The following is a 25694-nucleotide window of genomic DNA, read 5'->3' on the forward strand; positions in this document are numbered from 1 at the left end:
CAAGGGGCCGGCGTCGCCGCTCAGCGCAGGCGCGAGAGCGCGCCGCTCGCCAGCTCCGCCATGCGGGCGAGAAAATCCGTGCCCATGGCGGCATCGAAGCGGTGCGGATCGGCCGAGCCCAGCACCAGCAGACCGAAGGCCGGCTCGGTGCTGTCGATCGCGCCTTCGCGCAGCGGCAGCAGGGCCAGCGACTGCACCTGCGATGCATCGGGCAGCCACGCCGTGGGCTCGAACCCCAGGTTGGGCCCGCAGAACGGCATGGTCAGCGACGAAGCGAAGGCCCGTGCATCCTCGCTCGCGCCCTGGGCGTAGGCCGCACCGGCATAGGTGGGGGCCACGTCCCACAGGCGCAGCGCGGCCTGCGGCACGTCGAACAGGCGGCGGATGCCCTCCTCCACCACGTGCGGCAGGCTGGAGGGGTTGCGGGCCTCGGCCAGCTCGCGCGTCCAGCGGTGGATCTTGTGGGCGATGGCGGCGTTCTCGTTGCTGTTGCGCACCATTTCCATGATGCGCTGCTCCAGGCCCTTGATCTTCTCGCGCAGCATCTCGGCCTGGCGCTCCTGCAGGCTCACGGCCCGCTGGCCGTGGGGGCTGGTGATCTGCACGCTGGCCAGCACCTCGGCGTGGCGCTCGAAAAAGCCCGGCGTCTGCGCCAGGAACTCGGCGATGTCGTCTTCGGTGATGGGGGGAACCTGGGTGTTGTGGGGAATGGTCATGGTGTGTCGGGAATGTCGATCTGGCCTTCGAAGACGGTGGTGGCGGGACCGGTCATGAAGACCGGGTCCGTGTCGCCGCCGCTCCAGGCGATGGTGAGGAGGCCGCCACGCGTCTGCACGTCCACGCGCGCATCGAGCAGCCCCAGGCGGATGCCCGCCACCACGGCGGCGCAGGCGCCCGTGCCGCAGGCCAGCGTCTCGCCGGCGCCGCGCTCGTACACGCGCAGGCGCACCCGGGTGCGGTCCACGACCTGGAGGTAGCCCGCGTTCACGCGCTGCGGAAAGCGCGCATGGCGCTCGATGAGCGGCCCGGTCTGCGCGACGGGCGCGGTGTCCACGTCGTCCACGAGCTGCACCGCGTGCGGATTGCCCATGGAAACGACTGCTACAAAAACAATAGCGTCACGCCCTAGTGAATCATGCGCCAGAGGCCATTTTTGCCCCAAACCCTGCATGATGGGGGTGAGGCCCGTGGTGTCGAAAGGCACGCGCGCGGGATCGAGCACCGGGCGGCCCATGTCCACCGTCACGCGGCCGTCGGGGGTGAGTTCGGGGGCGATGTCGCCGGCGCGGGTGCGCACGCGGATGCGGTCGCGGGTGGTCAGGCCCTTGTCGCGCACGAAGCGGGCGAAGCAGCGCGCGCCGTTGCCGCACTGCTCCACTTCGCCGCCATCGGCGTTGTGGATGACGTATTCGAAGTCGATGCCCTCGGCGGGCGAGGGACGGACGGTGAGGATCTGGTCGGCGCCCACGCCGAAGTGGCGGTCGCCCAGGAAGCGGTACTGCGCGGCGGTGAGGCCGAGGCGGCCCTGGGTTTCATCGATCACGACGAAATCGTTGCCCGCGCCCTGCATCTTGGTGAAGCGGATGTGCATGGGGCCGGATTATCGTCCCCCCGACCGGGCCGCCATGTAACGGTTCATGCGGTTTGGCCTTCCGCCGGACCACCCGGCGGGAAGCCGCCGACAGTGCGGGAGCCCGGCCAGACGAACCAACGGAGCAAGGCGGTTGAAGGCTGATCCATCTCAGCCGCTTGCCACCGCCAGCGCCGCATAGTCGCCCACCTGCAGGCCCAGGCCGGCCGGCACGAGCCGCACCCCGGCCGTGAGCGCCGGCAGGTGCGCCGACACCTCGGCCTGCAGCGGCGGCAGCAGGTAGTCCTGGTGGTGCAGGAACACGCTGCCCCCGAGGCTGATGCGCTGCAGGTCCAGCGTGGCCACCAGGTTGTAGAGCATGCGGCCGAGCACGCGGCACATGCCCGCGACCGCGGCGTGCGCGGCGGCATCGCCCCGCTTGGCCGCATCGACCAGCTGTTCGGCGTCGTGGCCGAAGCGGCGCGGCATCGAGCTGCCGGCCACGAGCGACTCCACGTCGCCCACGTTGCCGCAGCCGCACAGGGCATCGCCCGGCCCGTCGCTGGAAAAACTGTGGCCCGCATGGCCCGCGTTGCCGTTCTTGCCGCGCAGCACCCGGCCGTCCACGCACAGGCCCACGCCCACGCCGGTGCTCCAGGTCACGTAGGCGCAATGGTCCAGGCCCTGCAGCGCGCCCCAGCGGCGCTCGGCGAGCAGCGCGGCGACGGCATCGTTCTGCGCATGGACCGTGCCCAGCGCGGCCGCCAGCGGCGCCTGCAGGGGGATCTGCATCCAGTCGTTCGGCGCGTCGCGCCCGGGGCCGGCCAGGCCACCGCAGATGTTGGGGGTGGCCAGTTCCACCTGGCCGTCGCGCAGCGCGAAGGGGCCGCAGGCCGAGACGCCGGTGGCCTGCAATTGCGCGCGGGTGATGCCCGCTTCGGCGCAGGCCTCGTCCACCATGCGCAGGGCCTGCCGGGCCAGGGCGTCGGGTGCGCCGGTCTTGGCGGTGGGCTCGGTGCGGCGCGCCACCAGTTCGGCCAGGCCGGTGCCCGCGGGCGCCAGGGCGACGGCGATCTTCGTGCCGCCGATGTCGATGCATGCTCTCATTACCACCTCGCGTTCGTGCAGGGCCTGGGCCCGGCCGGCCCGCAAGGGCGGCGGCGGTCAACGGACGCAGGCGTTGCCCGCCAGTATCGGCGGGGCGGCGGCGGCGGCATGTAGGCCAGGGCCGACCGCCGGCGCGCCTGGCAGGGGCCTCAGATGGAGTAGCCCAGGACCATCGCCACGCCCGGCTCCTTGTTCGGGCGGCTGAAGCTCTCGCGGCTCAGGCGCGCCATGGGCAGGTTGAACTGCTCGGTGGCAAACCATTTCCTGTACAGCGGGTCGATCTCGCGGCTCGAGAACAGGCGGTTCAGCGTGCGGTCCACCACGGCGCCCAGTTCGGTATCGCCCTTGCGCATCATGATGGCGTAGGGCTCCACCGACAGCACGAACTTGCTCAGCTCCACCTTGTCCGCAGCCTTGTTCTTGGCGGCCATGCCGAGCAGCAGCGAATCGTCGTTGGCATAGGCGCGCACGGTGCCGTCCTGGAAGGCCTTGTAGGCCTCGGTGTCGGAGGCGAACACCTTGAGCTGCATCTTCACCTCGTTGACGGCGAGCTGGGTCAGGAGCTTCTCGGACGTCGTGCCCTTGCTCACTGCCACGGGCAGTCCAGCCAGGTCCTGCAGCACATCCATCTTGACGCCCTTGGGCACCAGAACGCGGATGCCCGCCACGAAGACGGTGTTGCTGAACGCCACGCGATCCTGGCGCGCCTTGGTGTTGGTGGTGGAGCCGCATTCGAGATCGATCTCGCCGGCTTCCAGCTTGGGGATGCGCTCCGTGCCGCTCACCACCTTGTATTTCACGTCCAGCTCCTTGAGCTTGAGCGTGCGCTTGATCTCATCGACCGCGGCCAGGCACAGGTCCACGGAGTAGCCCGCGGGGGCCTTCTTGTCGTCCAGGAACGAGAACGGCCAGGCCGCTTCGCGAACGCCCAGGGTGATGGAATGGGTTTCCTGGATGCGTTGCAAGGTGTTGGCCGGGCCCTGGGCCATGGCGGAAAACGGCGCGATGGCGCAGGCGAGCAGCGGCAGCAGCCGGGCGATGGAGCGGAACATGGGAAAAACGACTTTCAAAGGGGCGGCCGGGACATCGGGCGCGCCCAGTGTGACAAGGGCAGATGGAAAATCCGTGACAGGCGACGCGCGGGCCTCACACCCACTTGGCGATCAGGCTCGCCAAGGCGCTGAGCAGCAGCGTGCTGGTGAGTGGAATGAACCACTCGCGACCGAACAGACGGAATCGGAAGTCCCCCGGCAGACGCCCCATCCCCAGGCGCTGCAGCAGCGGCGTGAGGCCGTTGATGAGCACCAGCGCGAGAAAAACGACGATCAGCCAGCGAAACATGGGCTGCAAGTGTAGGGCTTGCGGCTTTTCAGCCCTAGGATCGGCCGGCCAGGGCCCTGAAAGTCCAGGGGCATGGCCCCCACCCGCGCGCCCCCCCGTGCAGCGGGCCGTTCGGTCAGCGCTGCACACCCCAGCGGCGCACCGTCAGGCGCTCCAGGGTGTGAAAGCCCAGCGTCTCCACCAGCAGCCCGATGAGGATCACGAGCGCCAGGCCGGCGAACACCTTGTCGGTGTAGAGCTCGTTGCGGTTCTGGAAGATGTACCAGCCCAGCCCCCCCTTGCCCGACGAAGCGCCGAAGACCAGCTCGGCGGCGATCAGCGTGCGCCAGGCAAAGGCCCAGCCGATCTTCAGGCCCGACAGGATGGACGGCAGCGCCGCCGGCACCAGGATCTGCAGCACGTAGCGGATGCCGGTGAGGCCGTAGTTGCGCCCGGCCATGCGCAGGGTCTCGGGCACGCCCTGAAAGCCCGCGTAGGTGGCCAGCGACAGCGGCCACAGCACCGAGTGCACCAGCACGAACACCAGGCTGCCCTGCCCCAGGCCGAACCACAGCAGCGCCAGCGGCAGCAGCGCGATCGCGGGCAGCGGGTTGAACATGGCGGTCAGCGTGGACAGCAGATCGCGCCCGAACTGGGTCGACACCGCCAGCGTGGTCAGCACGAAGGCCCCCGCGATGCCGGCCAGATAGCCCTTGAGCAGCACCGACAGCGAGATCGCGGCCTTGGCCAGCAGCTCGCCCGACGCCAGGCCTTCGGCCAGGGCCCGGGCGGTCTGCACGAAGGTGGGCAGCAGCAGATCGTTGTCCTGCCAGCGCGCCAGCAGCTCCCACAGCACGGCCAGCACCGCCAGGATGGCGAGCCGGCGCACGGCCTGCTGCTGCCAAACGCGTGCGAACAGCGGCAGCGGCTGCTGGGGCGCAATGCCTTCGAGCGGCGCGAGCGGGCCTTCGAACTCCGACCGCACGGGCGGCTCGGGCCGCGCACGGGGCGCGGTATCCACGGGAGGAGTGAGGACAGCGGTCATACGGAAATCTGGAAAGGCAGGCCGCCGATCGACCGCGCCGCGGCGGAAGGCACGGCCCGCTCGTGCGCCTGCACCTCGGCCTGCACCGGCCCGGCCGCGCCGCCACCGGGCGCCGGCTCGTCGAACAGCAGCCGGTGGATGCGCTGGGCCGTGGCCTGGAAAGCCGTGCCGCCCAGGCTGTGCAGCCCGAACTGGTGGCAGTTGACCTCGGCGCGCAGCCGCCCCGGGTGCGGCGACAGGATGGCGATGCGGTTGCCCACCACCAGCGCTTCTTCGATGGAATGGGTGACGAAGATGAGCGTGAAGCGGAACTCGTCCCACAGCCCCAGCAGTTCCTCCTGCATGCGGCGGCGCGTGAGCGCATCGAGCGCAGCGAAGGGCTCGTCCATCAGCAGCACGCGCGGCTGCATGGCCAGGGCGCGGGCGATGGCCACGCGCTGCTTCATGCCGCCGGACAGCTGGTGCGGGTGCGCATCGGCGAATCGGGACAGCCCCACCTTGTCGAGGTAGAGCGCCGCGCGCTCCGCGGCCTCGGCGCGGCTGGCGCGGCGTGCGGCCAGCAGCGGGAACATGACGTTCTCGCGCACGGTCTTCCAGGGCGGCAGCTGGTCGAACTCCTGGAACACCACCACACGGTCGGGCCCCGGCCGCGTGACGGGCTGGCCGTCGAGCACGATGCGGCCTTCGCTCGGCGGGATGAAGCCTGCAATGGCCTTGAGCAGCGTCGATTTGCCGCAGCCCGAAGCGCCCAGCAGCACGAAGCGGTCGGCCGCATGCACCTGGAAATCCACCCGGTGCGTGGCACGCACCACGGTGTCGCGCGTGCGGTAGTCGATGCTCACGCCTTCCACGTGCAGCAGCGCCGACGGGTCCGCCGCGCGGCTGGGCAGCGGTCCGGCCGCCGGGGCCACGCCACCGCCACCGCCGGCGCCGCCGGTCTCGGGCTCCAGGCGCTCCATCAGCGCGGGGGAAAGGGGTCCCAGCCGCATGGCGCGCTTCAGTTGCCGCCCGCGGTGTGGGCGTCTTCGAAGAAATAGTCCTTGAGCGTGGTCGGCGCGTTCTTGATAGCGCCCACGCGGTGCAGGAACTGGCCCATGCCCAGCGTGTTCTCGGGTTTCACCTTGAACTGGACTTCCGGGTTCTTGATGATCTTGAGCAGCAGGTCCCGGTCGGTCTTGGCGCCGGTCACACGCAGGTAGATGTCCGCCGCCTTCTCGGGGTGGGCGGTGATGAACTTGGCGGCCTCGTCCAGGCCATCCAGAAACGCCTTGTAGGTCTTGGGGCTCTCGCGGCGGAATTTCTCGGTCGCGTACAGCACAGTGGCCGACGAAGGCCCGCCCAGCACGTCGTAGGAGTTGAGCACGATGCGCGCGGCCGGGTTGCCGGCCAGTTCCTGTTCCTGGAACGGCGGATTGCCGAAGTGGCCCGTGATCTCGGTGCCGCCCTTGATGATCGCGGCGGCGGCGTCGGGGTGCGGCAGGGCCACCTGGATCTTGTCCAGGCGGTTGAACTCCTTGTCGCCCCAGAGCTTGGCCGAGGCCATCTGCAGCACACGCGACTGCACCGACACGCCGACGGCGGGCAGCGCGATGCGGTCCTGCTCGGTGAAGTCGGCCAGCGTCTTCACCTTGGGGTTGTTGCTCACCAGGTAGTACGGGAAGTTGCCCAGCGAGGCCACGCCCTTCACGTTCTGGCGGCCCTTGGTGCGGTCCCACAGCGTGAACAGCGGGCCCACGCCAGCGCCTGCGATGTCGATGTTGCCCGACAGCAGGGCATCGTTGACCGCCGAGCCGCCGGACAGCTGGAGGTAATCGACCTGGATGTCGATGCCCGCCGCCTTGCCGTGCTTTTCGATGAGCTTCTGGTCCTGCGCCACATTCAACAGCAGATACACCACGCCGAACTGCTGCGCGATGCGCAACTGGCCTTCAGCCGCGTGCGAAGCGGCGGGCAGCCCCACCCCGCAGGCGATGAGGCCGGCAGCGGCCAGGGCGGCAAGGGTGCGGCGGGCGATGCCGCGGCGTGAAGGCTGGTGCATGGTGGGCATTTCCTGGCGCGAGAAGCGAGAAGCAAAGAAGAAGGGGAAGGGAGAAACGCAGGGGCGAAGGCGGCGGCCGTTCAGAACGGCAGGTCACCCTCGACCGTGGTGCGGTAGAGCTTGCGGCGCTCGCTGTCGGGCGTGCCGGCCGCCAGGTGCATGACCGAGCGGTTGTCCCAGAACACGAGGTCGTGCGGCAGCCAGCGGTGCCGGTACAGAAACTCGGGCCGCACGCTGGCGGCGAACAGTTCGTCCAGCAGCGCGCGGCTTTCATCGTCGGGCAGGCCGACGAGGCGCGTGGTGAAGTGCTCGCTCACGAAGAGCGCCTTGCGGCCGGTTTCGGGGTGGGTGCGCACCACCGGGTGCACGGCGGGCGCCACCTCGTCGATCTGTGCCTGCGTGAGCTTCGGGCGCCAGGGGCTGCGGGCGCGCAGCTCCTCGTACTTGGCCAGGTAGCTGTGCTCGGCCTGCAGCGGGGCGATGGCGTTCTTGAGCGCCTGGGGCAAGGCATCGTAGGCCGCGTGCTGGTCGGCAAACAGCGTATCGCCACCCTCTGAGGGCAACTCCTGCGCGTGCAGCAGCGAGCCCAGGCTGGGCTTTTCCTTGTACGACAGGTCGGAATGCCAGTAATGGCCCGCATCGCCCAGCCCGATGGGCTGGCCGCCGGCGTCCTTGATGTTGGAGACGATCAGGATCTCGGGGTGATCGGCCAGCTGGAAGTTCTTCAGCACATGGATCTGCAGCGGGCCGAAGCGGCGGCTGAAATCGATGTGCTGGCGCGGGGTGATGCGCTGGTCGCGGAACACCAGCACGTGGTGCGCCAGGTGGGCACGGTGGATGCGGTCGAAGTGCTGCGCGCCGAGGGGCCGCGACAGATCGAGGCCCACCACCTCGGCGCCCAGCGGGCCTGCGGCGCCGGCCACCGGGCGGATATCGAAGGGCTGCGGCGCGGCATCATCGTCCAGGGCGATGGCCGTCGCGGAAACCGGGGCGTGGGACAGAACTGCCGACATGGTGAACCACCTTTGAACGGGCCCGGCGGGGCCCTCTGGGTTGCCACTTTATTCAGCACACCTCCAAACCGGAACGAATGATTTATGCATTGCTAACTACAAAATCATCTATCGACACGGCGCCCCCACTGCTTGCCCGGCACTGGCACCCGTCACGAAACGGACGCCTGACCTTGGCATATTGGGTGCTTGTGCCCTTTCATGCAAAAGATAACACTGGGCACCCATGCACCCCATCGCATCGACCGGGGCCGCACGGAACACGCACACACCCTCCCCCGTTCTTTCGCGATGCTCCAGGACACCGGCGCCTGCGGGTGAACGGAGCCACCCGGCACCACCGGACCGCGGGCACGGCCCCTGCGCTATCCCCACCCGCGAACGAATCGACACGACAGGATCACAGGACATGCTGCAGGAAGAACGATTCATCCGCATCCGCACGCTGCTGGCCACACTCACCCGCGTGAGCACCGAGCGCATCGTGAAGGACCTCGACGTTTCGCGCGAGACCGTGCGGCGCGACCTTGTCGAGCTGGAGGCGCAGGGCGTGCTGCGCCGTGTGCACGGCGGCGTGGTCGCGCCCGGCCCGGCGCCCGAACCCCCGCTGGCCGTGCGCCAGGCGGTGCGCGAGCGCGAAAAGCGCGCCATCGCCCGCGCCGCGCTGCGGCAGCTGCAGCCGGGGCAGACGCTGTTCCTCGATGCCGGCAGCACCACCACCCTCCTGGCGGCGGAGCTGTCGTCCCTGTCGGGGATGACGGTGGTGACCAACAGCCTGAACGCCGCGCTCCAGCTGGCCGGGGCCGACGCCGGCCGCCCCGCGCGCAACGACGTCATCCTGCTGGGCGGCCGCACCGACCCCGGGGTGCGGGCCACGCACGGCGACATCACGGTGGCCGAGATCCACCGCTACCGCGCCGACGTGGCGCTGCTTTCGCCCGTGGGCATCCACTGCCTGCACGGGGCCACCAGCTTCGACCACCACGAGGCGGCCATCGCCCGCGCCATGGCGGCGCAGGCGCAGCGGCTCATCGTGCTGGCCGACCACAGCAAGATCGGCCAGGCCAGCCGCGTGGTGTATGCAGGCCTGCCCGAGATCGATACCATCGTGACCGATGCGGGCTCGCGCGCGCTGCCCGGCCTGTCGGCGCTGCAGGCGGCCGGCAGCCACGTCATCGTCGCCTGACCGTCCACGAAAGGCCCCCGACGCCCCATGCCCGCCAGCCGCTACCACCACACCGCCGGCGGACAGCGCTGGCAGTTCCGCGACCTGGGCGACGTGATGGCCAAGGCCACGCCGGCCCGGTCGGGCGACGTGCTGGCGGGCATCGCGGCGAGCACGGCGGTGGAACGCATGGCCGCGCGCATGTGCCTGGCCGATGTGCCGCTCGACCGCTTCCTGAGTGAAGCGCTGGTGCCCTACGAGGACGACGAGGTCACCCGCCTCATCATCGACACGCACGATGCCGCGGCCTTCGAGCCCATCGCCCACCTCACCGTCGGGGGGCTGCGCGACTGGCTGCTGGCTGCGGACAGCGCCCTGCTGACCGCGGTAGCCCCGGGCCTCACGCCCGAGATGGCGGCGGCCGTGAGCAAGCTCATGCGCAACCAGGACCTGGTGGCCATCGCGCGCCGGTGCCGGGTGACCACGCGCTTTCGCAACACCCTCGGCCTGCCCGGGCACCTGGCCGTGCGGCTGCAGCCCAATCACCCCACGGACGACCTGCGCGGTATCGCCGCCTCGATGATCGACGGCCTGCTCTACGGCGCGGGCGACGCGGTGATCGGCATCAACCCGGCCACGGACAGCATCGCGGCCCTGACAGGCCTGGTGCACCGGCTTGACGAGGTGATTGCCACGCTGCGGATCCCCACGCAGTCCTGCGTGCTCACGCACGTGACCCACACCATCCAGATGATCGAGCAGGGCGCGCCGGTGGACCTGGTGTTCCAGTCCATCGCCGGCACCGAAAAGGCCAACGCCGGTTTCGGCGTGAACCTGGCCCTGCTGCATGAGGCGCGCGAGGCGGCCCTGTCGCTCCGGCGCGGCACGCTGGGCGACAACGTCATGTATTTCGAGACCGGCCAGGGCAGTGCCCTGTCGGCCGACGCCCACCACGGCGTGGACCAGCAGACCTGCGAGGCACGGGCCTACGGCGTGGCGCGCGCGTTCTCGCCCCTGCTCACCAACACCGTGGTCGGCTTCATCGGGCCGGAATACCTGTACGACGGCAAGCAGATCATCCGCGCGGGCCTGGAAGACCACTTCTGCGGCAAGCTGCTGGGCGTGCCGCTGGGCTGCGACGTCTGCTACACCAACCATGCCGAGGCCGATTCGGACGACATGGACACGCTGATGACGCTGCTGGGCGTGGCGGGCCTGACCTTCATCATGGGCGTTCCAGGTGCGGACGACATCATGCTCAACTACCAGAGCACCTCGTTCCACGACGCGCTGTACCTGCGCGAAGTGCTGGGCCTGCGGCGCGCACCCGAGTTCGAGGCCTGGCTGCAGCGCATGCAGCTGACCGACGGGGCCGGTCGCCTGCTGCCCGCCGCGCAGCAGCGGCCCGCGCTGGCGCAGTTGCGGCACATCGGAGGGGCCGGTTGATGGCCGACACGCCCGCCACCCCGGACGCCGGCCCCCCGCCCGATCCCTGGGACGACCTGCGCGCCCACACGGCGGCGCGGCTGGCGCTGGGGCGCGCAGGCACCGCCATCCCCACGCGCGAACTGCTGGACTTCGGCATGGCCCACGCCCAGGCACGCGATGCCGTGCACCGGCCACTCGATGCCGAAGGCCTGGCCACGCAGCTCGCCCCGGCAGGCGGCACCCCGCTGCAGGTGGCCAGCGCCGCCACCGACCGTGCCACCTACCTGCTGCGCCCGGACCTCGGCCGCCGCCTGGGCGATGCCGATGCCGAGCGCCTGCGCGGCCTGGGCCGCCAGCACGATGGCGGCACCCCGGAGGCGGGATGCGACCTGCTGCTGGTGGTGGCCGATGGCCTCTCGTCCCTGGCCGTGGAACGCCATGCCGCGCCGCTGGTGCACGCCATTCTGGGCACGGCACCGCAGGGCTGGCGCATCGGCCCTTTGGTCATTGCCACGCAGGCGCGCGTGGCGCTGGGCGACGAGGTGGGCACACTGCTGGGCGCACGCCTGGTGGCGGTGCTGATCGGCGAACGCCCGGGCCTGAGTTCGCCCGACAGCCTGGGCATCTACCTCACCTGGCATCCGCAGGTGGGCCGCAGCGATGCGCAGCGCAACTGCATCTCCAACGTGCGGCACGAAGGGCTGGCACCGGCCGCGGCGGCAGCGCGTCTGTGGTGGCTGTGCCAGGAGGCCCGGCGCCTGGGGCTCACCGGCATCGGGCTCAAGGACCGCAGCGATGCAGCCACCCTGGACGCCGCACCGGCCAAGGGCACGCTGACCGACGGGTAACGGGTAACGGGTAACGGGCCGGCAGCGCCCTTCCATCTTTTCGGCCTATGGATATGGCCCGATGTTCGGGTCGCTTGCATATCCGATTTGGTCGCTTCGCGTCCGCCATGGCGGTCTCCAGAATCGGGCCATCACCCCTTCCCCGCTGGAGCCTGCCCGTGAGCGAAACATCCCCATCCCGGTTCGATACGTCCTTTGGAAACCTGCGCATCCGCCGCGTGGCGGGTAGCCTGGGCGGTGAAGTGCTCGGCCTCCAGCTGTCGGGGGAACTGGACGACGCGACCATCGCCGACCTCACCGCCGCGCTGGTGCGCCACAAGGTGCTGTTCTTCCGCGGCCAGGCGCACCTGGACGATGCCGCGCACCAGGCGTTCGGCGCGCGCCTGGGCAAGACCGTGGCCCATCCCACGGTGCCCTCGCCCACGGGCACGCGCATCTTCGAACTCGACGCCTCCAAGGGCGGTGGCCGTGCCGATTCGTGGCACACCGACGTGACCTTCATCGACGCATTCCCCAAGTACGGCATCCTGCGCGGCGTGACCATTCCGGCCTACGGCGGCGACACGGTGTGGGCCAACACGGCCGCGGCCTATGCCCGCCTGCCCGAAGATCTCCAGCGCCTGGCGGACGGCCTGTGGGCCGTACACAGCAACGACTACGACTACGGCGCCGAGCGCGTGGTGGTCGAGGAGGAACGGCTGAACCACCACCGCAAGGTGTTCGTGTCCTCCGTGTTCGAGGCCGAGCACCCCGTGGTGCACGTGCACCCCGTGTCGGGCGAGCGCGCGCTGCTGCTGGGCCACTTCGTCAAGAAGATCGCGGGCTTTTCCAGCACCGAATCGGCACGCCTCTTCGAGATCCTGCAAAACCGCGTGGTCCGCCTGGAGAACACCGTGCGCTGGCAGTGGCAGCAGGACGACGTGGCGATCTGGGACAACCGGGCGACGCAGCATTTCGCGATCAACGACTACGGCACGCAGGCCCGCGTGGTGCGCCGCGTCACGGTACACGGCGAGCCCGCCGTGGCGGTGGATGGGCGCCGCAGCCGCACCCGCGTGCGGCCCGAAGCCACCAACGACGCGCAGATCGACAGCGTCATTACCGCGACCGCCTGACGCCACGGAGCCATCGACATGACCCAACGACGCCAGTGGCTCCAGGCCGCATCGGCCCTGGGCGCCACCGCCCTGCTGCCCGGCTTTGCGAAGGCGCAGAGCGGTGCGAAGAAGTTCCAGGGCGTGACCCTGAATGTCTCGACCTTCAGCGCGGCCTACCCCAAGCTGCTGCAGCAGTACCTGCCCGAGTTCGAGTCGCTCACGGGCGCCAGGGTGAACTTCGACACGCCCTCGTTCCCGGTCTACAACCAGCGTGCCGACCTGGAGCTGTCCACCAAAGGCTCGGCCTACGACGTGGTCAATGTGACCTTCATCTACTCTAGCCGATGGATCCACTCGGGCTGGCTCACGCCGCTCGACGATTTCATCAGGAACCTCAACCTCACGCCCGTCGACTGGGACGTGAACGACTTTTTGCCCGGCGCCCGCGCGCCCGAGACCGGCAAGGACGGCAAGCTCTACGGCATCCCCTGGACGGCCGAGGCGCTGCTGTCAGCCTCCTCGCGATTCGACCTGGTGCAGCAGGCCGGCCTGGCCTACCCGGACACCACGGACGACCTGGTGAAGGTGCTGCGCGCCGTGAACAAGAAGGAGCGCGTGGCGGGCTTCGTGTCCGACAGCCACTACGGCTGGACCTTCGTGCCCTATCTGCACGCCTTCGGCGGCGACGTGTTCCGCAAGGCACCGGACGACCTGTACCCCACGCTGGACACGCCCGAAGCCATCGCAGCGGCCGGGTACTACGCCAGCCTGCTGCGAGAGTTCGGGCCCGACGGTGCCATCACCTACACGCCCGACCAGGTGACCCAGGCGCTCAAGCTCGGCCGCGTCAATTTCACCGATGCGGGGCAGTTGCATCTGGCGCAGCTGGGGGACCCTGCCTCCAGCAAGACCTTGAAGACGCTGCAGTTCGGCCAGGTGCCCAAGGGGCCTGCAGGGCGCTTTCCGGGCACGGCCGTGCATGGCCTGGGCATTCCGACGGGGTCGAAGAACAAGGAGGCCGCGTGGGCCTTCATCCAGTGGGCGCTGTCCAAACAGACTACGCGCAAAGCGGTGCTGGCTGGCTACGGCTCGCCGGCACGCCGCTCTGACATCGACTCCAGGGAGTTCCGCGCCAGGCAGGTCATCAACGGCAACGACCTGGCACAACTGGCACTTGACTCGATCGAGCTGGCCTCCAAGACCGGGCACATGAAGTACCGCACGGTATCGGTCTACCCGCAGGTGGACCAGCAGCTCAACAAGGCGATCGCGCTGATCGCCTCCGGCCAGGCCAGCGCCCGGCAGGCGCTGCAGCAGGCGCAGGCGCAGTCGATCACCGAGCTCCAGCGCGCCGGGCTGAAGCTGTGAGCCAGCAGTGAGCACCTTGACCCTGCGTCCCGGCCTCGGCTGGACAGCGGCGCGCCGCCGCGCCTTCCTGTGGGGCCTGCTGCCGTCGCTGGCCGTGCTGCTGGTCATCACGCTGGCGCCGGCCACGGCGCTGCTGGTGACGAGCTTCACGCCCCTGAGCCTCACCGACGCGGCCGGCACCTTCCGCTTCGACGACCCGCTGGTGAACTACCGCCACCTGCTGCAGGACACGCGCTTTCTGCGCTCCATCGCCACGCAGCTGCAGCTGTCGGTCTCCAGCGTGGCGCTGCAACTGGGCGTGGGGCTGGGCCTGGCGCTGCTGCTCAACGGGCGCTCCAAGCTGCTGGGCGCCACGCGCACGGCGTTCCTGATCCCCATGGTGCTGCCGCCCATCGTGGTGGCGCTGATCTGGAAGATCCTGTACACGCCCGACGTGAGCCCGCTGCACCGCGCGCTGGAGGCGGTGGGCCTGCCGGTGCGCTCGCTGATCGCCAACCCCGACACGGCCCTGTGGGCCATCTCCGTCGCCGACACCTGGCAGTGGTTTCCGTTCACCCTGCTGATGGTGCTGGCCACGCTGCAGATGGTGCCGGACGACCCGCTGGAGGCCGCGAGCCTGGACGGCGCCAACCGCTGGCAACTGTTCCGGTACATCGTGCTGCCCTACCTGCGGCCGGTGCTGGTGGTGTGCGGCCTGTTCCGACTGATCGACAGCTTCAAGGCCTTTCCGCTGATCTACGTGCTGACCGATGGCGGCCCGGGCACGGTGACCGAGGTGACCAACTACTACGGCTTCATCCAGGCCTTCAATTTCTCCTACTGGGGCTATGCCAGCGCCATCGCGATGGTGATTCTCGCGGGCGTGTTCGCGCTCAGCTGGCTGGTGGGCCGCCTCGGATGGAACGACCATGACAAACGCTGAAGCCGCCCTGCCCCTGCCCTCCACGTTCACACCGCCCCCTGCCGCGCTGCCCTTGCCAGATGCACGGCGCGCCGGCTGGCTGCGCCGCCACGCGCGCGGCCTCGTGGCCGTCGCTCTGCTGCTGGTGGTGATGTTCCCCTTCCTGTGGCTGGTGCAGCTGGCCTTCCGGCCCAGCGCGGACATCTTCGAGGACCGCCTGCTCTTCACGCCCACGCTGGAGGGCTTTCGCAGCCTGCTGCAGGGCAACTTCCTCAAGTCGTTCTGGAACAGCCTGGCGGTCAGCACCCTGTCCACCGGCCTGTCGCTGCTGATCGGCGTGCCGGCCGCCTATGCACTCACGCGCTGGCAGTTCCGGTGGCGGCGCCAGGTGGCCCTGTGGATCCTGGTGACGCGCATGGCGCCGCCCATCGCCTTCACCATCCCGTTCTTCCTGGCCTACCGCTGGCTCGGCCTGCAGGACACCATCGTGGGCCTGGCCATCGTCTATCTCACCTTCAACCTGGCGATCGTGATCTGGCTGATGCAGACCTTCTTCGAAGCGGTGCCCACCGCGCTCGAAGAGGCGGCCTACATCGACGGCTGCGGCGTCTGGCAGGCCTTCTGGCGCATCACGCTGCCGCTGGCGGCCCCCGGGCTGGCGGCCACCGCCGTGCTGTGCTTCATCTTCTCTTGGAACGACTTCTTCTACGCGCTGATCCTCACGCGCACGAATGCCATCACCGCCCCGGTGGCCATCGTCAACTTCCTGCAGTACGAAGGCTGGGAGTGGACCAAGATCGCCGCGAGCGGCACGCTGGTGATGTTTCCGGTGGTGATCTTCACGGTGCTCGTGCGCACCTACCTCGTGCGCGGGCTCACGGCCGGCGGCGTCAAGGACTGACATGGCCGAACTGTCCCTTCACCAGATCGTCAAGCACTACGGCGGCACACCCGTGATCCACGGGGTGGACATCGACATCCGCGACGGCGAGTTCGTCGCGCTCGTCGGGCCCTCGGGCTGCGGCAAGTCCACGCTGCTGCGCGCCATCGCGGGGCTCGAAACCATCACCAGCGGCGAGATCCGGCTGGGCGGGCGCGTGATCAACGACGTGGCGCCCAAGGACCGCAACATCGCCATGGTGTTCCAGAACTACGCGCTCTACCCCCACATGACGGTGGCGCAGAACCTGGGCTTCTCGCTGAAGCTGCAGGGCGAGAGCCAGGCCGCCATCCGGCGCCGGGTGGACGAGGTGGCCGCCATCCTGGGCCTGGAAGCCTTGCTGGACCGCACGCCGCGCCAGCTCTCGGGCGGCCAGCGCCAGCGCGTGGCCATGGGCCGCGCCATCGTGCGCCAGCCCGATGCCTTCCTGTTCGACGAGCCGCTGTCCAACCTCGATGCCAAGCTGCGCGTGCAGGTGCGCACCGAAATCAAGGCACTGCACCAACGACTGGGCACCACCACGGTGTACGTCACGCACGACCAGGTGGAGGCCATGACCCTGGCCGACCGCATCGTGGTGCTCAAGGACGGGGTGATCGAGCAGGTGGGTGCGCCCCTCGATCTGTACGACCGGCCGGCCAATGCGTTCGTGGCGGGGTTCATCGGCTCGCCGGCCATGAATTTCATTCCCGGCCGGCTGCATCTGGACGGCGACGCCAGCGTGGTCACCGACGACGGCTTGCGCCTGCCCCTGGCCGGCCCGCCCCGTGGGCGCCATGGCGACAACGTGCTGTACGGGGCCCGGCCCGAGCACTTCGCGCTGGACACCAGCGGCGCGGGCCTGCCGGCCCAGGTCGTCGTCGTGGAGCCCACGGGCTCGGAAACCCAGGTGGCGCTGCGGCTCGATGGCCGGCACGACATCCTGGCGGCGTTCCGCGACCGCATCGACGTGCGGCCGGGCGACGCGCTTCAGTTGCGGCCCGTGGCGGCGCAGGCGCACCTGTTCGATGCGGCCAGTGGTCTGCGGCTGAATTGACGCCCCGTTCTGGTCGGAGAGATTCGAAAGCATCCGAATTCGGCAATGTCCGACACTGTGATTCACTGCCGAATTGATAATCACCAATATGAATATTGATAGGTGATTTGAAATGATTCAGAAGAATTCAGTTATTTTCAGAAATCACCAACAATTCATCACAAATTACCACCACCCGGCCTGATATTCCCTATTGCATTCAATACTCCTCCCACCAGAATGGCGTGTCGGCCAAAAACATATGGCACGACAAATCCACAATACACGGAGGTTTAGCAATGACTGCATACGTAATCCAGAGCCTGCAAAATACCAACCTTTGCATCGGCGTCGCCAGCCCCTCGGCAGGTTCGCTGGTCACCCTGAATGTGCTGTCCGGGGTCGGTGGGACGACCTCTCAATGGAACATGGACCCCAACAGCGGCTTCATCACGCTGGTGGCGAACCCCAGCCTCTGCCTCGACGTTCAGGGCTATGACGGCCAGCAGGGCCAGGTCATCGTGGCCAATCTGGTGCTGGGACGGACCAGCCAGCAATGGAACTGGGTGGGCCGCGCACCCACTATTTCCAACGTCCAATACCCCCAGATGGTTCTGGACAATGCCAACAACAACCCTACCCCCGGCAACCCGATCCTGATCTGGCCCTATAACGGCGGCCAGAATCAAAAATGGAGCTCCCTGCCGGTTCCTGCCCTGTCCAAGATGCTGGAATTGGCAGAAGCCTGATATCCATGCCTTGGCGGGCTCCCTATTTTCCCGCCATGGCATCGGATTATCGGTTTTCCGGCGAAGGCCGCCTGCCTGTGCGCAGGCTGCAAGCTGAGCCGCATCACGCCGTCCGCCCCATCAGGGTCGGGACGGCGTGATGCATTGAAGGGCAGCACTTCAAAGCCGGTGGGACCGGTCCCCTTGCGAAAAGCCGATGGGCTCCCACGGTTCGCCCGCGCCCAGGGCCAGCACCTTGAACAGCTCGCCCATCTCGTGCTCCATGACCAGCTTGGCGGCCGTCGCGCGTTCGAGCAGGGGCAACTCCACCATGCGCTGGGCCAATCCGCAGTTGATGAGAAAGTGCGCCTGCGTGGTGTAGCCCAGCACCTGCAGGCCGGCGTCCTGCGCGGCCAATGCCATGGCCGTGAAGTTGACGTGCGCGGTGATGTCCTTGCGGCCCACCGCCACCAGCGGATCGCTGTCGGCCAGGTGCCCCTGGTGGCACATCACCGTGCCCATGTGGCGCTGGGGGTGGTAGTACTCCGCTTCGCCGAAGCCGTAGTCCAGCAGGAAGGCCGCACCGCGCTCCAGCCGGTCGGCCAGGGTGCGGATGAAGCCCTCGCCCTGCGGATGGATCTCGGTCAGGTAGTCCTGCGGGCCTTCCACCTCCACGGGCGGGCGCAGATCGGTGGGCCGGTCGGCCCAGGCGAAGGCATCGCCCTGCAGCACCACGCCGCGTTCATGCCACACGCCGCCCGCCTGCCCGCCGTGGCGGGCCAGCAGCTTCACAGGCATGGCGTCCAGCACCTCGTTGCCCACCACCACGCCCGCGAAGCGATCGGGCAGCGCATCCACCCACCGCACCTTGTGCGCATGCGGGGACAGCAGCACCTGCTGGCGCGCGCGCAGGCTGCCGGACAGATCGACGATGGTGTAGCGCTGCACCCCCTCGCCCAGGGCATCGAGCAGTTGCAGCGCCAGGGCGCCGGAACCCGCGCCGAACTCCCACAGCTCGTGCGTTCCGGTCTGCGCCAGGGCCTCTCCCACCTGCACGGCCAGGGTCTGGCCGAACAGGGGGCTCAGCTCGGGCGCGGTCACGAAGTCGCTGCCCGATCCGGGCAGCAGGCCGAACTTGGTGGAGTCGTTGGCGTAGTAGCCCAGGCCGGGCGTGTACAGGGCCATGGCCATGAAGCGGTCGAAGCCGATCCAGCCGCCGGCCTGCGCAATGGCCTGGCCAATGTGGGCCGCCAGGGCGGTCGTTAAACTTGGGGGTTCTGTCGTCGTCACGGTCCCGATTGTCCCCGATGCCCTCCCCCTCCCGTCCTCGCACCGTGCTGGTGACCGGCGCCGCCAAGCGCCTGGGCCGCGACATCGCGCTCGCGCTGGCCGCCGGCGGCTGGCAGGTGGCCGTCCACTATCGGCATTCCGAGCAGGATGCTATTGAAACCGTAGCAGCATGCCGGCGATTTTCTTGCGCCAGCGCCCATTTCGATGCCGATTTCCAGAACGAGGCCGCAGTGCGCGGCCTGCTGCCCCGCGTGGTGCAGCATTTCGGCGCGGTGGACGCGGTGGTCAACAGTGCCTCGCTTTTCGAGCACGACGATGCCGCGAGCTTCGGGTTTGCCACGCTGGAGCAGCACCTGCGCAGCAACACCGCGGCGCCCGTGCTGCTGGCCCAGGGCCTGCATGCGCATCTGGAACAGCGGGCTGCGGGCGAGGAGGGCGACCAGGGCGAAATCCACGGCGCCGTGGTCAACCTGCTCGACCAGAAGCTCTGGAACCAGAATCCCGACTTTCTGAGCTACACCCTCTCCAAGGCGGCGCTGGAGGCGGCCGGCACCATGCTGTCGCTGGCCCTCGCGCCCCGGGTGCGGGTGGTGGGGGTGGCGCCGGGCCTCACCCTCACCAGCCACCTGCTGGAAGGCGAGAAATTCCGCCAGCTGCACGCGCTGAGCCCGCTGGGCCGGTCTTCCACGCCCGCCGACGTGGCCGCCACCGTGAAGTTCGCGCTGGAAAACCGCTCCATCACCGGCACCACGCTGCTGGTGGATGGCGGCCAGCACCTGATGCGGTTCGAGCGCGACTTTTCGATGATGTGAGCGCAGCCCGGCTCCGCCCTCCCCCTTTCCTTCCCATACCCCATGTACAACGCCGCAGGCACCCAGATCCTCACGCTCACCGGTTTGCGCTTCGACGCCAACCTGGGCATCCTCGCGCACGAGATGACCACGCCGCAGCCCATCCAGGTCGATGCCGAGCTGCACCTGGGCACGCAACCCCTGCACCCGAGCGACGACGACATCCTGCACGTGCTGGACTACCGCAAGGTGCGCCAGATCATCATCGACGAGTGCACGGCCGAGCACGTGAACCTGCTGGAGACGCTGATCGGCAAGCTCAGCGCCCGGCTCATGCTGCTGCCCGGCGTGCTGGGCGTGCGCGTGAAGATCGCCAAATTGGAAATTTTTGACGACTGCGAAGTGGCCATCCGCAGCGAGACAGGACAGTGGTGAACCCCATGAATGCCATCCTCAACGACCCCACGCCCGGCTGGACCGCCGACGCCCCCGAGCCCCTCGGCACGCCCGATGCAGCGGCAAGCGCCGAGGCCGCTGCGGCGCCGGCCCGCCTGAAGATCGAGCGCGAGACCCACAAGCTGGAAAAGCGCCTGTGCCGCGAGGTGGGCAAGGCCATCGTGGACTACCAGATGATCGAGGAGGGCGACAAGGTCATGGTGTGCATGTCCGGCGGCAAGGACAGCTACGCCCTGCTGGACATCCTGCTCAAGCTCAAGGCGCGCGCGCCCATCCACTTCGACCTCGTGGCGGTGAACCTCGACCAGAAGCAGCCGGGGTTTCCCGAGCACGTGCTGCCCGAGTACCTGGCCTCGCAGGGCGTGCCGTTCCACATCGAGAACGAAGACACCTACAGCATCGTCAAGCGCCTCATCCCCGAAGGCAAGACCACCTGCAGCCTGTGCAGCCGGCTGCGCCGCGGCATCCTGTACCGCGTGGCCGACGAACTGGGCTGCACCAAGATCGCCCTGGGCCACCACCGCGATGACATTTTGCAGACGCTGCTGCTCAACATGTTCTTCGGCGGCAAGCTCAAGTCCATGCCCCCGAAGCTCGTGAGCGACGATGGCAAACACGTGGTGATCCGCCCGCTGGCCTACGTGGCCGAGAAGGACACCGCGCGCTGGGCCGCGCACCGCGACTTCCCCATCATTCCCTGCAACCTGTGCGGCAGCCAGGAGAACCTGCAGCGCAAGCAGGTGGGCGAGATGCTGCGCGAATGGGACAGGAAATTCCCCGGCCGTGTGGAAAACATGTTCAACGCGCTGCAGAACGTCGTGCCGTCGCACCTGCTCGATGGAACACTGCACGACTTCAAGGGTCTGAAGGCGACGGGCATCGCCAGCGAAGACGGAGACAAGGCGTTCGACCGCGAGGATTTCCCTGCCGCCCCCGGATTGCCCGGCGTGCAGGTGGTCCAGCTGTCCTGAACGCCCCATCGCCTCGCCCCAGCGCTGACCGCACCATGACGGCCCCTTTCCGGAGACACCCATGAAGACCCTGCGCTGCGCTTTCTCCATCACCCTGGCCACGGCCGCCCTGATGCTCGGCGGCTGCGCCGTCACCCGCACCGTGGACAGCGCGGTGCACAGCTACTCGACGCTGGCGGCCCTGCCCTCACCGCCCACCTACCGACTGGAGCGCCTGCCCTCGCAGCAGGCCCAGGCCGCATCGTTCGCCCCCATCGAAGCCATGGCCCAGCAGTCGCTGGCGCGCGTGGGGCTGCAGCGCGACGACGCCAATGCCCGGCTCGTGCTGCAGGTCGGCGCGCAGGCAAGCTATGCCACGCCGGCCTACTGGCCCTACTATGGCGACCCGTTCTACCCCCGCTGGGGCTGGGGCCTCGGCTATGGGGGCCATGGCGGCCGCTGGGGCTGGGGCATGGGCGGCAGCTGGATGATGGACCGCCCCCCCACGCTCTACCGCCGCGAGGCCAGCCTGGTGCTGCGCGACGCCGCCACGCAGCAGATCGTGTACGAGACCTCCGCCGTGCACGAGGACGTCTGGACCAGCGACCCGGCCATCTTCGGCATCCTGTTCGACGCCGCCCTGACCGGTTTCCCGCAGCCCCCCGCGGGCTCGCGACAGGTGCGCACCACCCTGGCGCCGCCCGCCCCCTGATCGACGAACTCGCCGCCATGCACGCCACCCGCATCATCGCCATCCGCCACGGAGAAACCGCCTGGAACGTGGACACGCGCATCCAGGGCCATCTGGACATTCCGCTCAACCACACCGGCCTGTGGCAGGCGCGCCGCGTGGGCGAGGCCCTGGCCGGCGAGCCCGTGGCCGCCATCTATGCCAGCGACCTGCAGCGCGCCCATGCCACCGCGCAGGCGGTGGCCGACACCACGGGCGCACCGCTGGTCGCCGAGCCCGGCCTGCGCGAGCGCAGCTTCGGCCAGCTGCAGGGCCGCACCTTCGCCGAGATCGAGACCGAAATGCCCGAGGAGGCCCGCCGCTGGCGCCAGCGCGATCCGCACTTCGTGCCCGACGGGGGCGAGTCGCTGATCGTGTTCCGCGAGCGCATCCTTGGCACCACCCACCAGCTGGCGCAGCGCCACCCCGGCGAACTCGTGGTGCTGGTCGCCCACGGCGGCGTGATGGACGTGCTGTACCGCGCCGCCACCGGCCAGGAACTGCAGGCCCCACGCACCTGGCAACTCACCAACGCGGCCATCAACCGCCTGCTCTGGACCGGCGACGGCCTCACCCTGGTCGGCTGGGCCGACACACAGCACCTGGACGACGCCACGCGCGATGAAGCCCATTCCTGAATCCCTGCGCGCCAGCATCGGCCTGCGCGTCGACCTGATCGACACCCCCGCACTCGTCGTCGATCTCGACGCCATGGAGCGCAACATCCAGCGCATGGCCGACTTCGCGCGCAAGCACCAGGTGCGCTGGCGGCCCCATGCCAAGATGCACAAGAGCGCCGAGCTCGCCCTGCTGTTGCAGCAGGCCGGTGCCACGGGCGCCTGCGTTCAGAAGGTGAGCGAGGCCGAGGCGCTGGCCGCCGCCGGCGTGAACGACCTGTACATCAGCAACCAGGTCATCGCCGCCGCCAAGCTGCTGCGCGTGGCGCGCCTGGCGCACCAGCTCGGCCTGCGCGGCGGGCGCTTGGCCCTGGCGGTGGACAGCGAGGAAGGCATCGAGCGCCTGGCCGAGGCCATGGCCGTCACCGCCAGCGATGCGGGCATCGATGTGTTCGTGGAAATCGACGTGGGCCAGCGGCGCTGCGGCGTGCCGCCCGGCGAACCGGCCGTGACCCTGGCGCTGGCCGTGGCGCGCCATGCCCGGCTGCGCTTCGCGGGCCTGCATGCCTACCATGGCCGCGCGCAGCACCTGCGCGGCGCCCAAGCCCGCCGGGAGGCCATCGCCGCCGTGGTGGAGGCCGCGCGCCACACGCGCGACCTCATCACCGCCGCCGGCCTTGCTGTGCCGCTGGTGACCGGCGCGGGCACCGGCACGCTGGTGCACGAGGCCGCCAGCGGCGTCTACGGCGAACTGCAGGCGGGCTCGTTCCTGTTCATGGACGCGGACTATGCCAGCAACGAACGCGAGCCGGCCCAGCCGGCCTTCGAGCATGCGCTGTTCGTCAAGACCCAGGTCATCTCCAGCCAGGAAACGCACGCGGTGTGCGATGCCGGCCACAAGAGCCATGCCATCGACTCCGGCCTGCCGATCGTGGCGATGCTGCCGCCCGAGCGGGCGCTGCGCTATGCCAACGGCGGCGACGAGCACGGCATTCTCTACGCCGACGGCAACAAGGCCCGGCTGCCCTCGCTGGGCCGCATGCTGTGGCTCATTCCCGGCCATTGCGATCCGACGGTGAACCTGTACGACTTCTTGATCGGTGTGCGCGGCGGACTGGCGCACGGCGTGGTGGAGCGGATCATCCGGGTGGATGCCCGGGGCGCGCTGACCTGACCTGAAGCACCGGCAGGCGCCTGCGCGACGGTCTGCAACAAGAAAGAAAAAGGCCGGGTTCCCCGGCCTCGTCGGCCATCGCCACCGAAGCGCTTGTCGCACCCAGGTGGCCATGGCGGCAGGTAGGCCACTGCCTGCATGCCCATCCGCGGTCAGGGGCGCGACGGATAGATGCCGTTCACGGCGATGATGAAGTTCAGCGTGAGGCCGGGTTGCAGCGTGCTGACCGTGACGGGCACGTTCATCTGCACCGGCGTGGGCGTGGCGCTGCCAGCCGCTTGCGTGGAGATGGCGGGCAGGGTCAAGGGTGCGTCGAAGGGCTTGAGCGTCGTGGTGGCGGACTTGGAGCTGTACACCTTGGCGGTGTTGTTGCCCGCCGTTGCCTTCCCGGCGATCAGAGTCGGCCCAGGAACGTTGTTGTCGCCCGTGGTGTCGTCGGCGGGAATGGACACCGAGGCCGTTCCGCCCGCGGCCACCGTCACGCCATGGGTGTGGGCCGGCAGGTTGGCGAGCGACAGGATCGCAGCGCCGATGGCGTTGGTGGACGCGGTGGCGGCACCGCTCGTACCGCCGATGGTCACCATGTTCTGGGAACCGAGCGGAACCCGGTTGCGCAGATCGGGCAAGCCGAAGGTGTTGACGCCATCGCCACCGTAGCGGGTGCCCAGCAGCGAGTAGAGCGCCTGGTTCTGATTGATTGACAGCAGTGTGCCGTCGCACAGAGCCCAGCCCTGCGGAACCCATGGCACGGCCCAAAGAATGATCTGGCCCAGAATCGGATCCATGTGAGTATCCCTCTCCCAAAAAAAGGTTTGTCGATCAATATCCGCACCTGGCAGCGATGCTTTTTGACGATCTCGCAGCGAAGGCGGATAGAGGGAGTAAACACCAGAAATCGAAGGTCGACAAGCGAGAATTCACGGGGCGTCGAGAATGCAACGCGCGCCGATCCCCCTGCGCGAATCTGGCTGCTGCCACGAAGCCGCAGGAGCGTTGGACAAGGGGTCAGGAAGCGATGGGTCAAGCCGCCGAAGGCGGCCCGCCGAACAGGTCGGCAGGGTTGCGCGACGGCGCCACGCCCAGGTGGCGATAGGCCGCCAGCGTGGCCACGCGCCCGCGCGGCGTGCGCTGCAGGTAGCCCTGCTGGATCAGGTAGGGCTCGATCACGTCCTCGATGGTGCCGGACTCCTCGCCGATGCTCGCAGCGATGTTGTCCAGCCCCACGGGACCGCCGTCGAAACGGTGGATCACGGCCTCGAGCAGCTTGCGGTCCATCACGTCGAAGCCCTGGGGGTCCACGTCGAGCATGGTGAGCGCGCGCTGGGCGATATCGAGCGTGATCTGGCCTGTGCCCTTCACGTCGGCGTAGTCGCGCACCCGGCGCAGCAGCCGGTTGGCGATGCGCGGCGTGCCGCGCGATCGCCGCGCGATCTCGAAGCCCCCGTCCGGCTGGATCGGCGTGTTGAGCAGCCCGGCGCTGCGCATGACGATGCGCGAGAGTTCCTCGGGGGTGTAGAACTCCAGCCGCGCGACGATGCCGAAGCGGTCGCGCAGCGGGTTGGTGAGCATGCCGGCGCGGGTGGTCGCCCCCACCAGGGTGAAAGGCTGCAGGTCCAGCTTGATGCTGCGCGCCGCGGGCCCCTCTCCGATCATGATGTCGATCTGGTAGTCCTCCAGCGCGGGGTAGAGGATTTCCTCCACCACGGGCGAGAGCCGGTGGATCTCGTCGATGAACAGGACGTCGTTGCGCTCCAGGTTGGTCAGCAGCGCGGCCAGGTCCTTGGGCTTTTCCAGCACGGGCCCGGAGGTCTGGCGCAGGTTCACGCCCAGCTCGGCGGCAATGATGTGGCTGAGCGTGGTCTTGCCCAGGCCCGGGGGCCCGAACAGCAGCACGTGGTCCAGCGCCTCGCCGCGCTTGCGCGCCGCACCGATGAAGATCTCCAGCTGCTCGCGCGCCTTGGCCTGACCGACGTACTCCTGCAGCAGCTTGGGGCGCAGCGCCCGCTCCAGCGCTTCCTCCTGCGGGGAGGCCGGCGCGGCGGAGATCACGCGTTTGGCGGGTGCGGGGGCGAAGTCGTCGGTCTGGATGCTCATGCGTTGCGG

The 25694-nt window shown here is 68.9% G+C and carries 27 protein-coding genes; 15 read left to right on the forward strand and 12 right to left on the reverse strand.

The window, feature by feature from the left end; all coding sequences use genetic code 11:
* Positions 1-20: 20 nt before the first annotated feature.
* From AVME950_RS08915 to AVME950_RS08955, 9 genes are all read right to left on the reverse strand, one after another.
* Complete coding sequence (locus AVME950_RS08915; protein WP_284429483.1) at positions 21-716, reverse strand: DUF484 family protein; 696 nt, start codon at positions 714-716, stop codon at positions 21-23.
* Positions 713-1591 (reverse strand): diaminopimelate epimerase, encoded by an 879-nt coding sequence (dapF, locus tag AVME950_RS08920; RefSeq protein WP_284429484.1) that lies wholly within the window; start codon positions 1589-1591, stop codon positions 713-715. Before dapF ends, AVME950_RS08915 begins: the two co-directional genes overlap by 4 nt.
* Positions 1592-1741: 150 nt before the next feature.
* Complete coding sequence (locus AVME950_RS08925) at positions 1742-2677, reverse strand: ROK family protein (protein ID WP_272567180.1); 936 nt, start codon at positions 2675-2677, stop codon at positions 1742-1744.
* A gap of 149 nt (positions 2678-2826) precedes the next feature.
* Entirely contained in the window at positions 2827-3729 is a 903-nt protein-coding gene (locus AVME950_RS08930; protein ID WP_284429485.1) for an amino acid ABC transporter substrate-binding protein, read from the reverse strand.
* 94 nt (positions 3730-3823) lie between these two features.
* Positions 3824-4018: a DUF2905 domain-containing protein gene (locus tag AVME950_RS08935; RefSeq protein ID WP_272549218.1), complete on the reverse strand. Its 195-nt coding sequence runs from the start codon at positions 4016-4018 to the stop codon at positions 3824-3826.
* A gap of 115 nt (positions 4019-4133) precedes the next feature.
* Entirely contained in the window at positions 4134-5042 is a 909-nt protein-coding gene (locus AVME950_RS08940) for an ABC transporter permease (protein WP_284429486.1), read from the reverse strand.
* Positions 5039-6031 carry an ABC transporter ATP-binding protein gene (locus AVME950_RS08945; RefSeq protein WP_284429487.1) on the reverse strand — a complete coding sequence of 331 codons (993 nt, stop codon included), beginning with the start codon at positions 6029-6031 and terminating at the stop codon, positions 5039-5041. The genes AVME950_RS08940 and AVME950_RS08945 overlap by 4 nt, the downstream gene beginning before the upstream one ends.
* Before the next feature lie 8 nt (positions 6032-6039).
* Positions 6040-7089: an ABC transporter substrate-binding protein gene (locus tag AVME950_RS08950; protein ID WP_487090798.1), complete on the reverse strand. Its 1050-nt coding sequence runs from the start codon at positions 7087-7089 to the stop codon at positions 6040-6042.
* A 71-nt stretch (positions 7090-7160) separates the two neighbouring features.
* A complete protein-coding gene (locus AVME950_RS08955) occupies positions 7161-8093 on the reverse strand; it encodes a TauD/TfdA dioxygenase family protein (protein ID WP_284429488.1) in 933 nt (310 codons plus the stop codon).
* Between the two features lie 409 nt (positions 8094-8502).
* On the opposite strand from AVME950_RS08955, the gene AVME950_RS08960 reads away from it, so the two are divergent.
* The 9 genes from AVME950_RS08960 (at position 8503) to AVME950_RS09000 (ending at position 17604) form a co-directional block, all read left to right on the forward strand.
* Positions 8503-9279 carry a DeoR/GlpR family DNA-binding transcription regulator gene (locus tag AVME950_RS08960; protein WP_284405254.1) on the forward strand — a complete coding sequence of 259 codons (777 nt, stop codon included), beginning with the start codon at positions 8503-8505 and terminating at the stop codon, positions 9277-9279.
* Positions 9280-9306: 27 nt separating this feature from the next.
* Entirely contained in the window at positions 9307-10704 is a 1398-nt protein-coding gene (locus AVME950_RS08965) for an ethanolamine ammonia-lyase subunit EutB (RefSeq protein ID WP_284429489.1), read from the forward strand.
* Positions 10704-11534: an ethanolamine ammonia-lyase subunit EutC gene (gene eutC, locus AVME950_RS08970; RefSeq protein WP_284429490.1), complete on the forward strand. Its 831-nt coding sequence runs from the start codon at positions 10704-10706 to the stop codon at positions 11532-11534. The genes AVME950_RS08965 and eutC overlap by 1 nt, the downstream gene beginning before the upstream one ends.
* 158 nt (positions 11535-11692) lie before the next feature.
* A complete protein-coding gene (locus AVME950_RS08975) occupies positions 11693-12649 on the forward strand; it encodes a TauD/TfdA dioxygenase family protein (RefSeq protein ID WP_284429491.1) in 957 nt (318 codons plus the stop codon).
* 18 nt (positions 12650-12667) lie between these two features.
* Entirely contained in the window at positions 12668-13999 is a 1332-nt protein-coding gene (locus tag AVME950_RS08980; protein ID WP_284429492.1) for an ABC transporter substrate-binding protein, read from the forward strand.
* A 7-nt stretch (positions 14000-14006) separates the two neighbouring features.
* Positions 14007-14921, forward strand: a complete 915-nt coding sequence (locus tag AVME950_RS08985) for a carbohydrate ABC transporter permease (RefSeq protein ID WP_284429493.1) — start codon at positions 14007-14009, stop codon at positions 14919-14921.
* On the forward strand, positions 14908-15801 hold the full coding sequence (locus tag AVME950_RS08990) for a carbohydrate ABC transporter permease (RefSeq protein ID WP_284429494.1): 894 nt from the start codon (positions 14908-14910) through the stop codon (positions 15799-15801). Before AVME950_RS08985 ends, AVME950_RS08990 begins: the two co-directional genes overlap by 14 nt.
* Position 15802: 1 nt before the next feature.
* A complete protein-coding gene (locus tag AVME950_RS08995; RefSeq protein ID WP_284429495.1) occupies positions 15803-16876 on the forward strand; it encodes an ABC transporter ATP-binding protein in 1074 nt (357 codons plus the stop codon).
* Between the two features lie 278 nt (positions 16877-17154).
* A complete protein-coding gene (locus tag AVME950_RS09000) occupies positions 17155-17604 on the forward strand; it encodes an RICIN domain-containing protein (protein WP_284392952.1) in 450 nt (149 codons plus the stop codon).
* 159 nt (positions 17605-17763) lie between these two features.
* Here AVME950_RS09000 and AVME950_RS09005 read toward each other — a convergent pair whose 3' ends face one another.
* A complete protein-coding gene (locus AVME950_RS09005; RefSeq protein ID WP_284429599.1) occupies positions 17764-18882 on the reverse strand; it encodes a class I SAM-dependent methyltransferase in 1119 nt (372 codons plus the stop codon).
* Positions 18883-18890: 8 nt separating this feature from the next.
* Between AVME950_RS09005 and AVME950_RS09010 the strand changes: the two genes are divergently transcribed.
* The 6 genes from AVME950_RS09010 (at position 18891) to AVME950_RS09035 (ending at position 23591) form a co-directional block, all read left to right on the forward strand.
* Entirely contained in the window at positions 18891-19685 is a 795-nt protein-coding gene (locus AVME950_RS09010) for an SDR family oxidoreductase (protein WP_284429496.1), read from the forward strand.
* Positions 19686-19727: 42 nt separating this feature from the next.
* On the forward strand, positions 19728-20099 hold the full coding sequence (locus tag AVME950_RS09015; protein WP_284392946.1) for a dihydroneopterin aldolase: 372 nt from the start codon (positions 19728-19730) through the stop codon (positions 20097-20099).
* Positions 20100-20104: 5 nt separating this feature from the next.
* Positions 20105-21091, forward strand: coding sequence for a tRNA 2-thiocytidine(32) synthetase TtcA (gene ttcA, locus AVME950_RS09020; protein WP_284429497.1), 987 nt, complete (start codon positions 20105-20107; stop codon positions 21089-21091).
* Positions 21092-21152: 61 nt separating this feature from the next.
* Positions 21153-21782, forward strand: coding sequence for a DUF4136 domain-containing protein (locus tag AVME950_RS09025; protein WP_284429498.1), 630 nt, complete (start codon positions 21153-21155; stop codon positions 21780-21782).
* A 17-nt stretch (positions 21783-21799) separates the two neighbouring features.
* Entirely contained in the window at positions 21800-22438 is a 639-nt protein-coding gene (locus AVME950_RS09030; RefSeq protein ID WP_284425884.1) for a histidine phosphatase family protein, read from the forward strand.
* The gene (locus AVME950_RS09035) at positions 22422-23591 is read left to right on the forward strand and encodes a DSD1 family PLP-dependent enzyme (RefSeq protein ID WP_284429499.1); all 1170 of its coding nucleotides are present in this window, start codon (positions 22422-22424) and stop codon (positions 23589-23591) included. Before AVME950_RS09030 ends, AVME950_RS09035 begins: the two co-directional genes overlap by 17 nt.
* 152 nt (positions 23592-23743) lie before the next feature.
* On the opposite strand, the gene AVME950_RS09040 is transcribed toward AVME950_RS09035, so the two are convergent.
* Positions 23744-24376, reverse strand: a complete 633-nt coding sequence (locus AVME950_RS09040) for a phage tail protein (RefSeq protein ID WP_284429500.1) — start codon at positions 24374-24376, stop codon at positions 23744-23746.
* Between the two features lie 235 nt (positions 24377-24611).
* Positions 24612-25685, reverse strand: a complete 1074-nt coding sequence (ruvB, locus tag AVME950_RS09045) for a Holliday junction branch migration DNA helicase RuvB (RefSeq protein WP_272567148.1) — start codon at positions 25683-25685, stop codon at positions 24612-24614.
* Between the last annotated feature and the right edge of the window lie 9 nt (positions 25686-25694).

Source organism: Acidovorax sp. SUPP950, assembly GCF_030158935.1.
In the GTDB taxonomy this organism is placed as follows: Bacteria; Pseudomonadota; Gammaproteobacteria; order Burkholderiales; family Burkholderiaceae_C; genus Paracidovorax.

Excerpts from the sequence above, each read along its gene's own strand:
- AVME950_RS08915 (WP_284429483.1), bottom strand. The coding sequence starts at position 716 with ATGACCATTCCCCACAACACCCAGGTTCCCCCCATCACCGAAGACGAC.
- dapF (WP_284429484.1), bottom strand. The coding sequence starts at position 1,591 with ATGCACATCCGCTTCACCAAGATGCAGGGCGCGGGCAACGATTTCGTC.
- AVME950_RS08925 (WP_272567180.1), bottom strand. The coding sequence starts at position 2,677 with ATGAGAGCATGCATCGACATCGGCGGCACGAAGATCGCCGTCGCCCTG.
- AVME950_RS08930 (WP_284429485.1), bottom strand. The coding sequence starts at position 3,729 with ATGTTCCGCTCCATCGCCCGGCTGCTGCCGCTGCTCGCCTGCGCCATC.
- AVME950_RS08935 (WP_272549218.1), bottom strand. The coding sequence starts at position 4,018 with ATGTTTCGCTGGCTGATCGTCGTTTTTCTCGCGCTGGTGCTCATCAAC.
- AVME950_RS08940 (WP_284429486.1), bottom strand. The coding sequence starts at position 5,042 with ATGACCGCTGTCCTCACTCCTCCCGTGGATACCGCGCCCCGTGCGCGG.
- AVME950_RS08945 (WP_284429487.1), bottom strand. The coding sequence starts at position 6,031 with ATGCGGCTGGGACCCCTTTCCCCCGCGCTGATGGAGCGCCTGGAGCCC.
- AVME950_RS08950 (WP_487090798.1), bottom strand. The coding sequence starts at position 7,089 with ATGCCCACCATGCACCAGCCTTCACGCCGCGGCATCGCCCGCCGCACC.
- AVME950_RS08955 (WP_284429488.1), bottom strand. The coding sequence starts at position 8,093 with ATGTCGGCAGTTCTGTCCCACGCCCCGGTTTCCGCGACGGCCATCGCC.
- AVME950_RS08960 (WP_284405254.1), top strand. The coding sequence starts at position 8,503 with ATGCTGCAGGAAGAACGATTCATCCGCATCCGCACGCTGCTGGCCACA.
- AVME950_RS08965 (WP_284429489.1), top strand. The coding sequence starts at position 9,307 with ATGCCCGCCAGCCGCTACCACCACACCGCCGGCGGACAGCGCTGGCAG.
- eutC (WP_284429490.1), top strand. The coding sequence starts at position 10,704 with ATGGCCGACACGCCCGCCACCCCGGACGCCGGCCCCCCGCCCGATCCC.
- AVME950_RS08980 (WP_284429492.1), top strand. The coding sequence starts at position 12,668 with ATGACCCAACGACGCCAGTGGCTCCAGGCCGCATCGGCCCTGGGCGCC.
- AVME950_RS08990 (WP_284429494.1), top strand. The coding sequence starts at position 14,908 with ATGACAAACGCTGAAGCCGCCCTGCCCCTGCCCTCCACGTTCACACCG.
- AVME950_RS08995 (WP_284429495.1), top strand. The coding sequence starts at position 15,803 with ATGGCCGAACTGTCCCTTCACCAGATCGTCAAGCACTACGGCGGCACA.
- AVME950_RS09000 (WP_284392952.1), top strand. The coding sequence starts at position 17,155 with ATGACTGCATACGTAATCCAGAGCCTGCAAAATACCAACCTTTGCATC.
- AVME950_RS09010 (WP_284429496.1), top strand. The coding sequence starts at position 18,891 with ATGCCCTCCCCCTCCCGTCCTCGCACCGTGCTGGTGACCGGCGCCGCC.
- AVME950_RS09015 (WP_284392946.1), top strand. The coding sequence starts at position 19,728 with ATGTACAACGCCGCAGGCACCCAGATCCTCACGCTCACCGGTTTGCGC.
- ttcA (WP_284429497.1), top strand. The coding sequence starts at position 20,105 with ATGAATGCCATCCTCAACGACCCCACGCCCGGCTGGACCGCCGACGCC.
- AVME950_RS09025 (WP_284429498.1), top strand. The coding sequence starts at position 21,153 with ATGAAGACCCTGCGCTGCGCTTTCTCCATCACCCTGGCCACGGCCGCC.
- AVME950_RS09030 (WP_284425884.1), top strand. The coding sequence starts at position 21,800 with ATGCACGCCACCCGCATCATCGCCATCCGCCACGGAGAAACCGCCTGG.
- AVME950_RS09035 (WP_284429499.1), top strand. The coding sequence starts at position 22,422 with ATGAAGCCCATTCCTGAATCCCTGCGCGCCAGCATCGGCCTGCGCGTC.
- AVME950_RS09040 (WP_284429500.1), bottom strand. The coding sequence starts at position 24,376 with ATGGATCCGATTCTGGGCCAGATCATTCTTTGGGCCGTGCCATGGGTT.
- ruvB (WP_272567148.1), bottom strand. The coding sequence starts at position 25,685 with ATGAGCATCCAGACCGACGACTTCGCCCCCGCACCCGCCAAACGCGTG.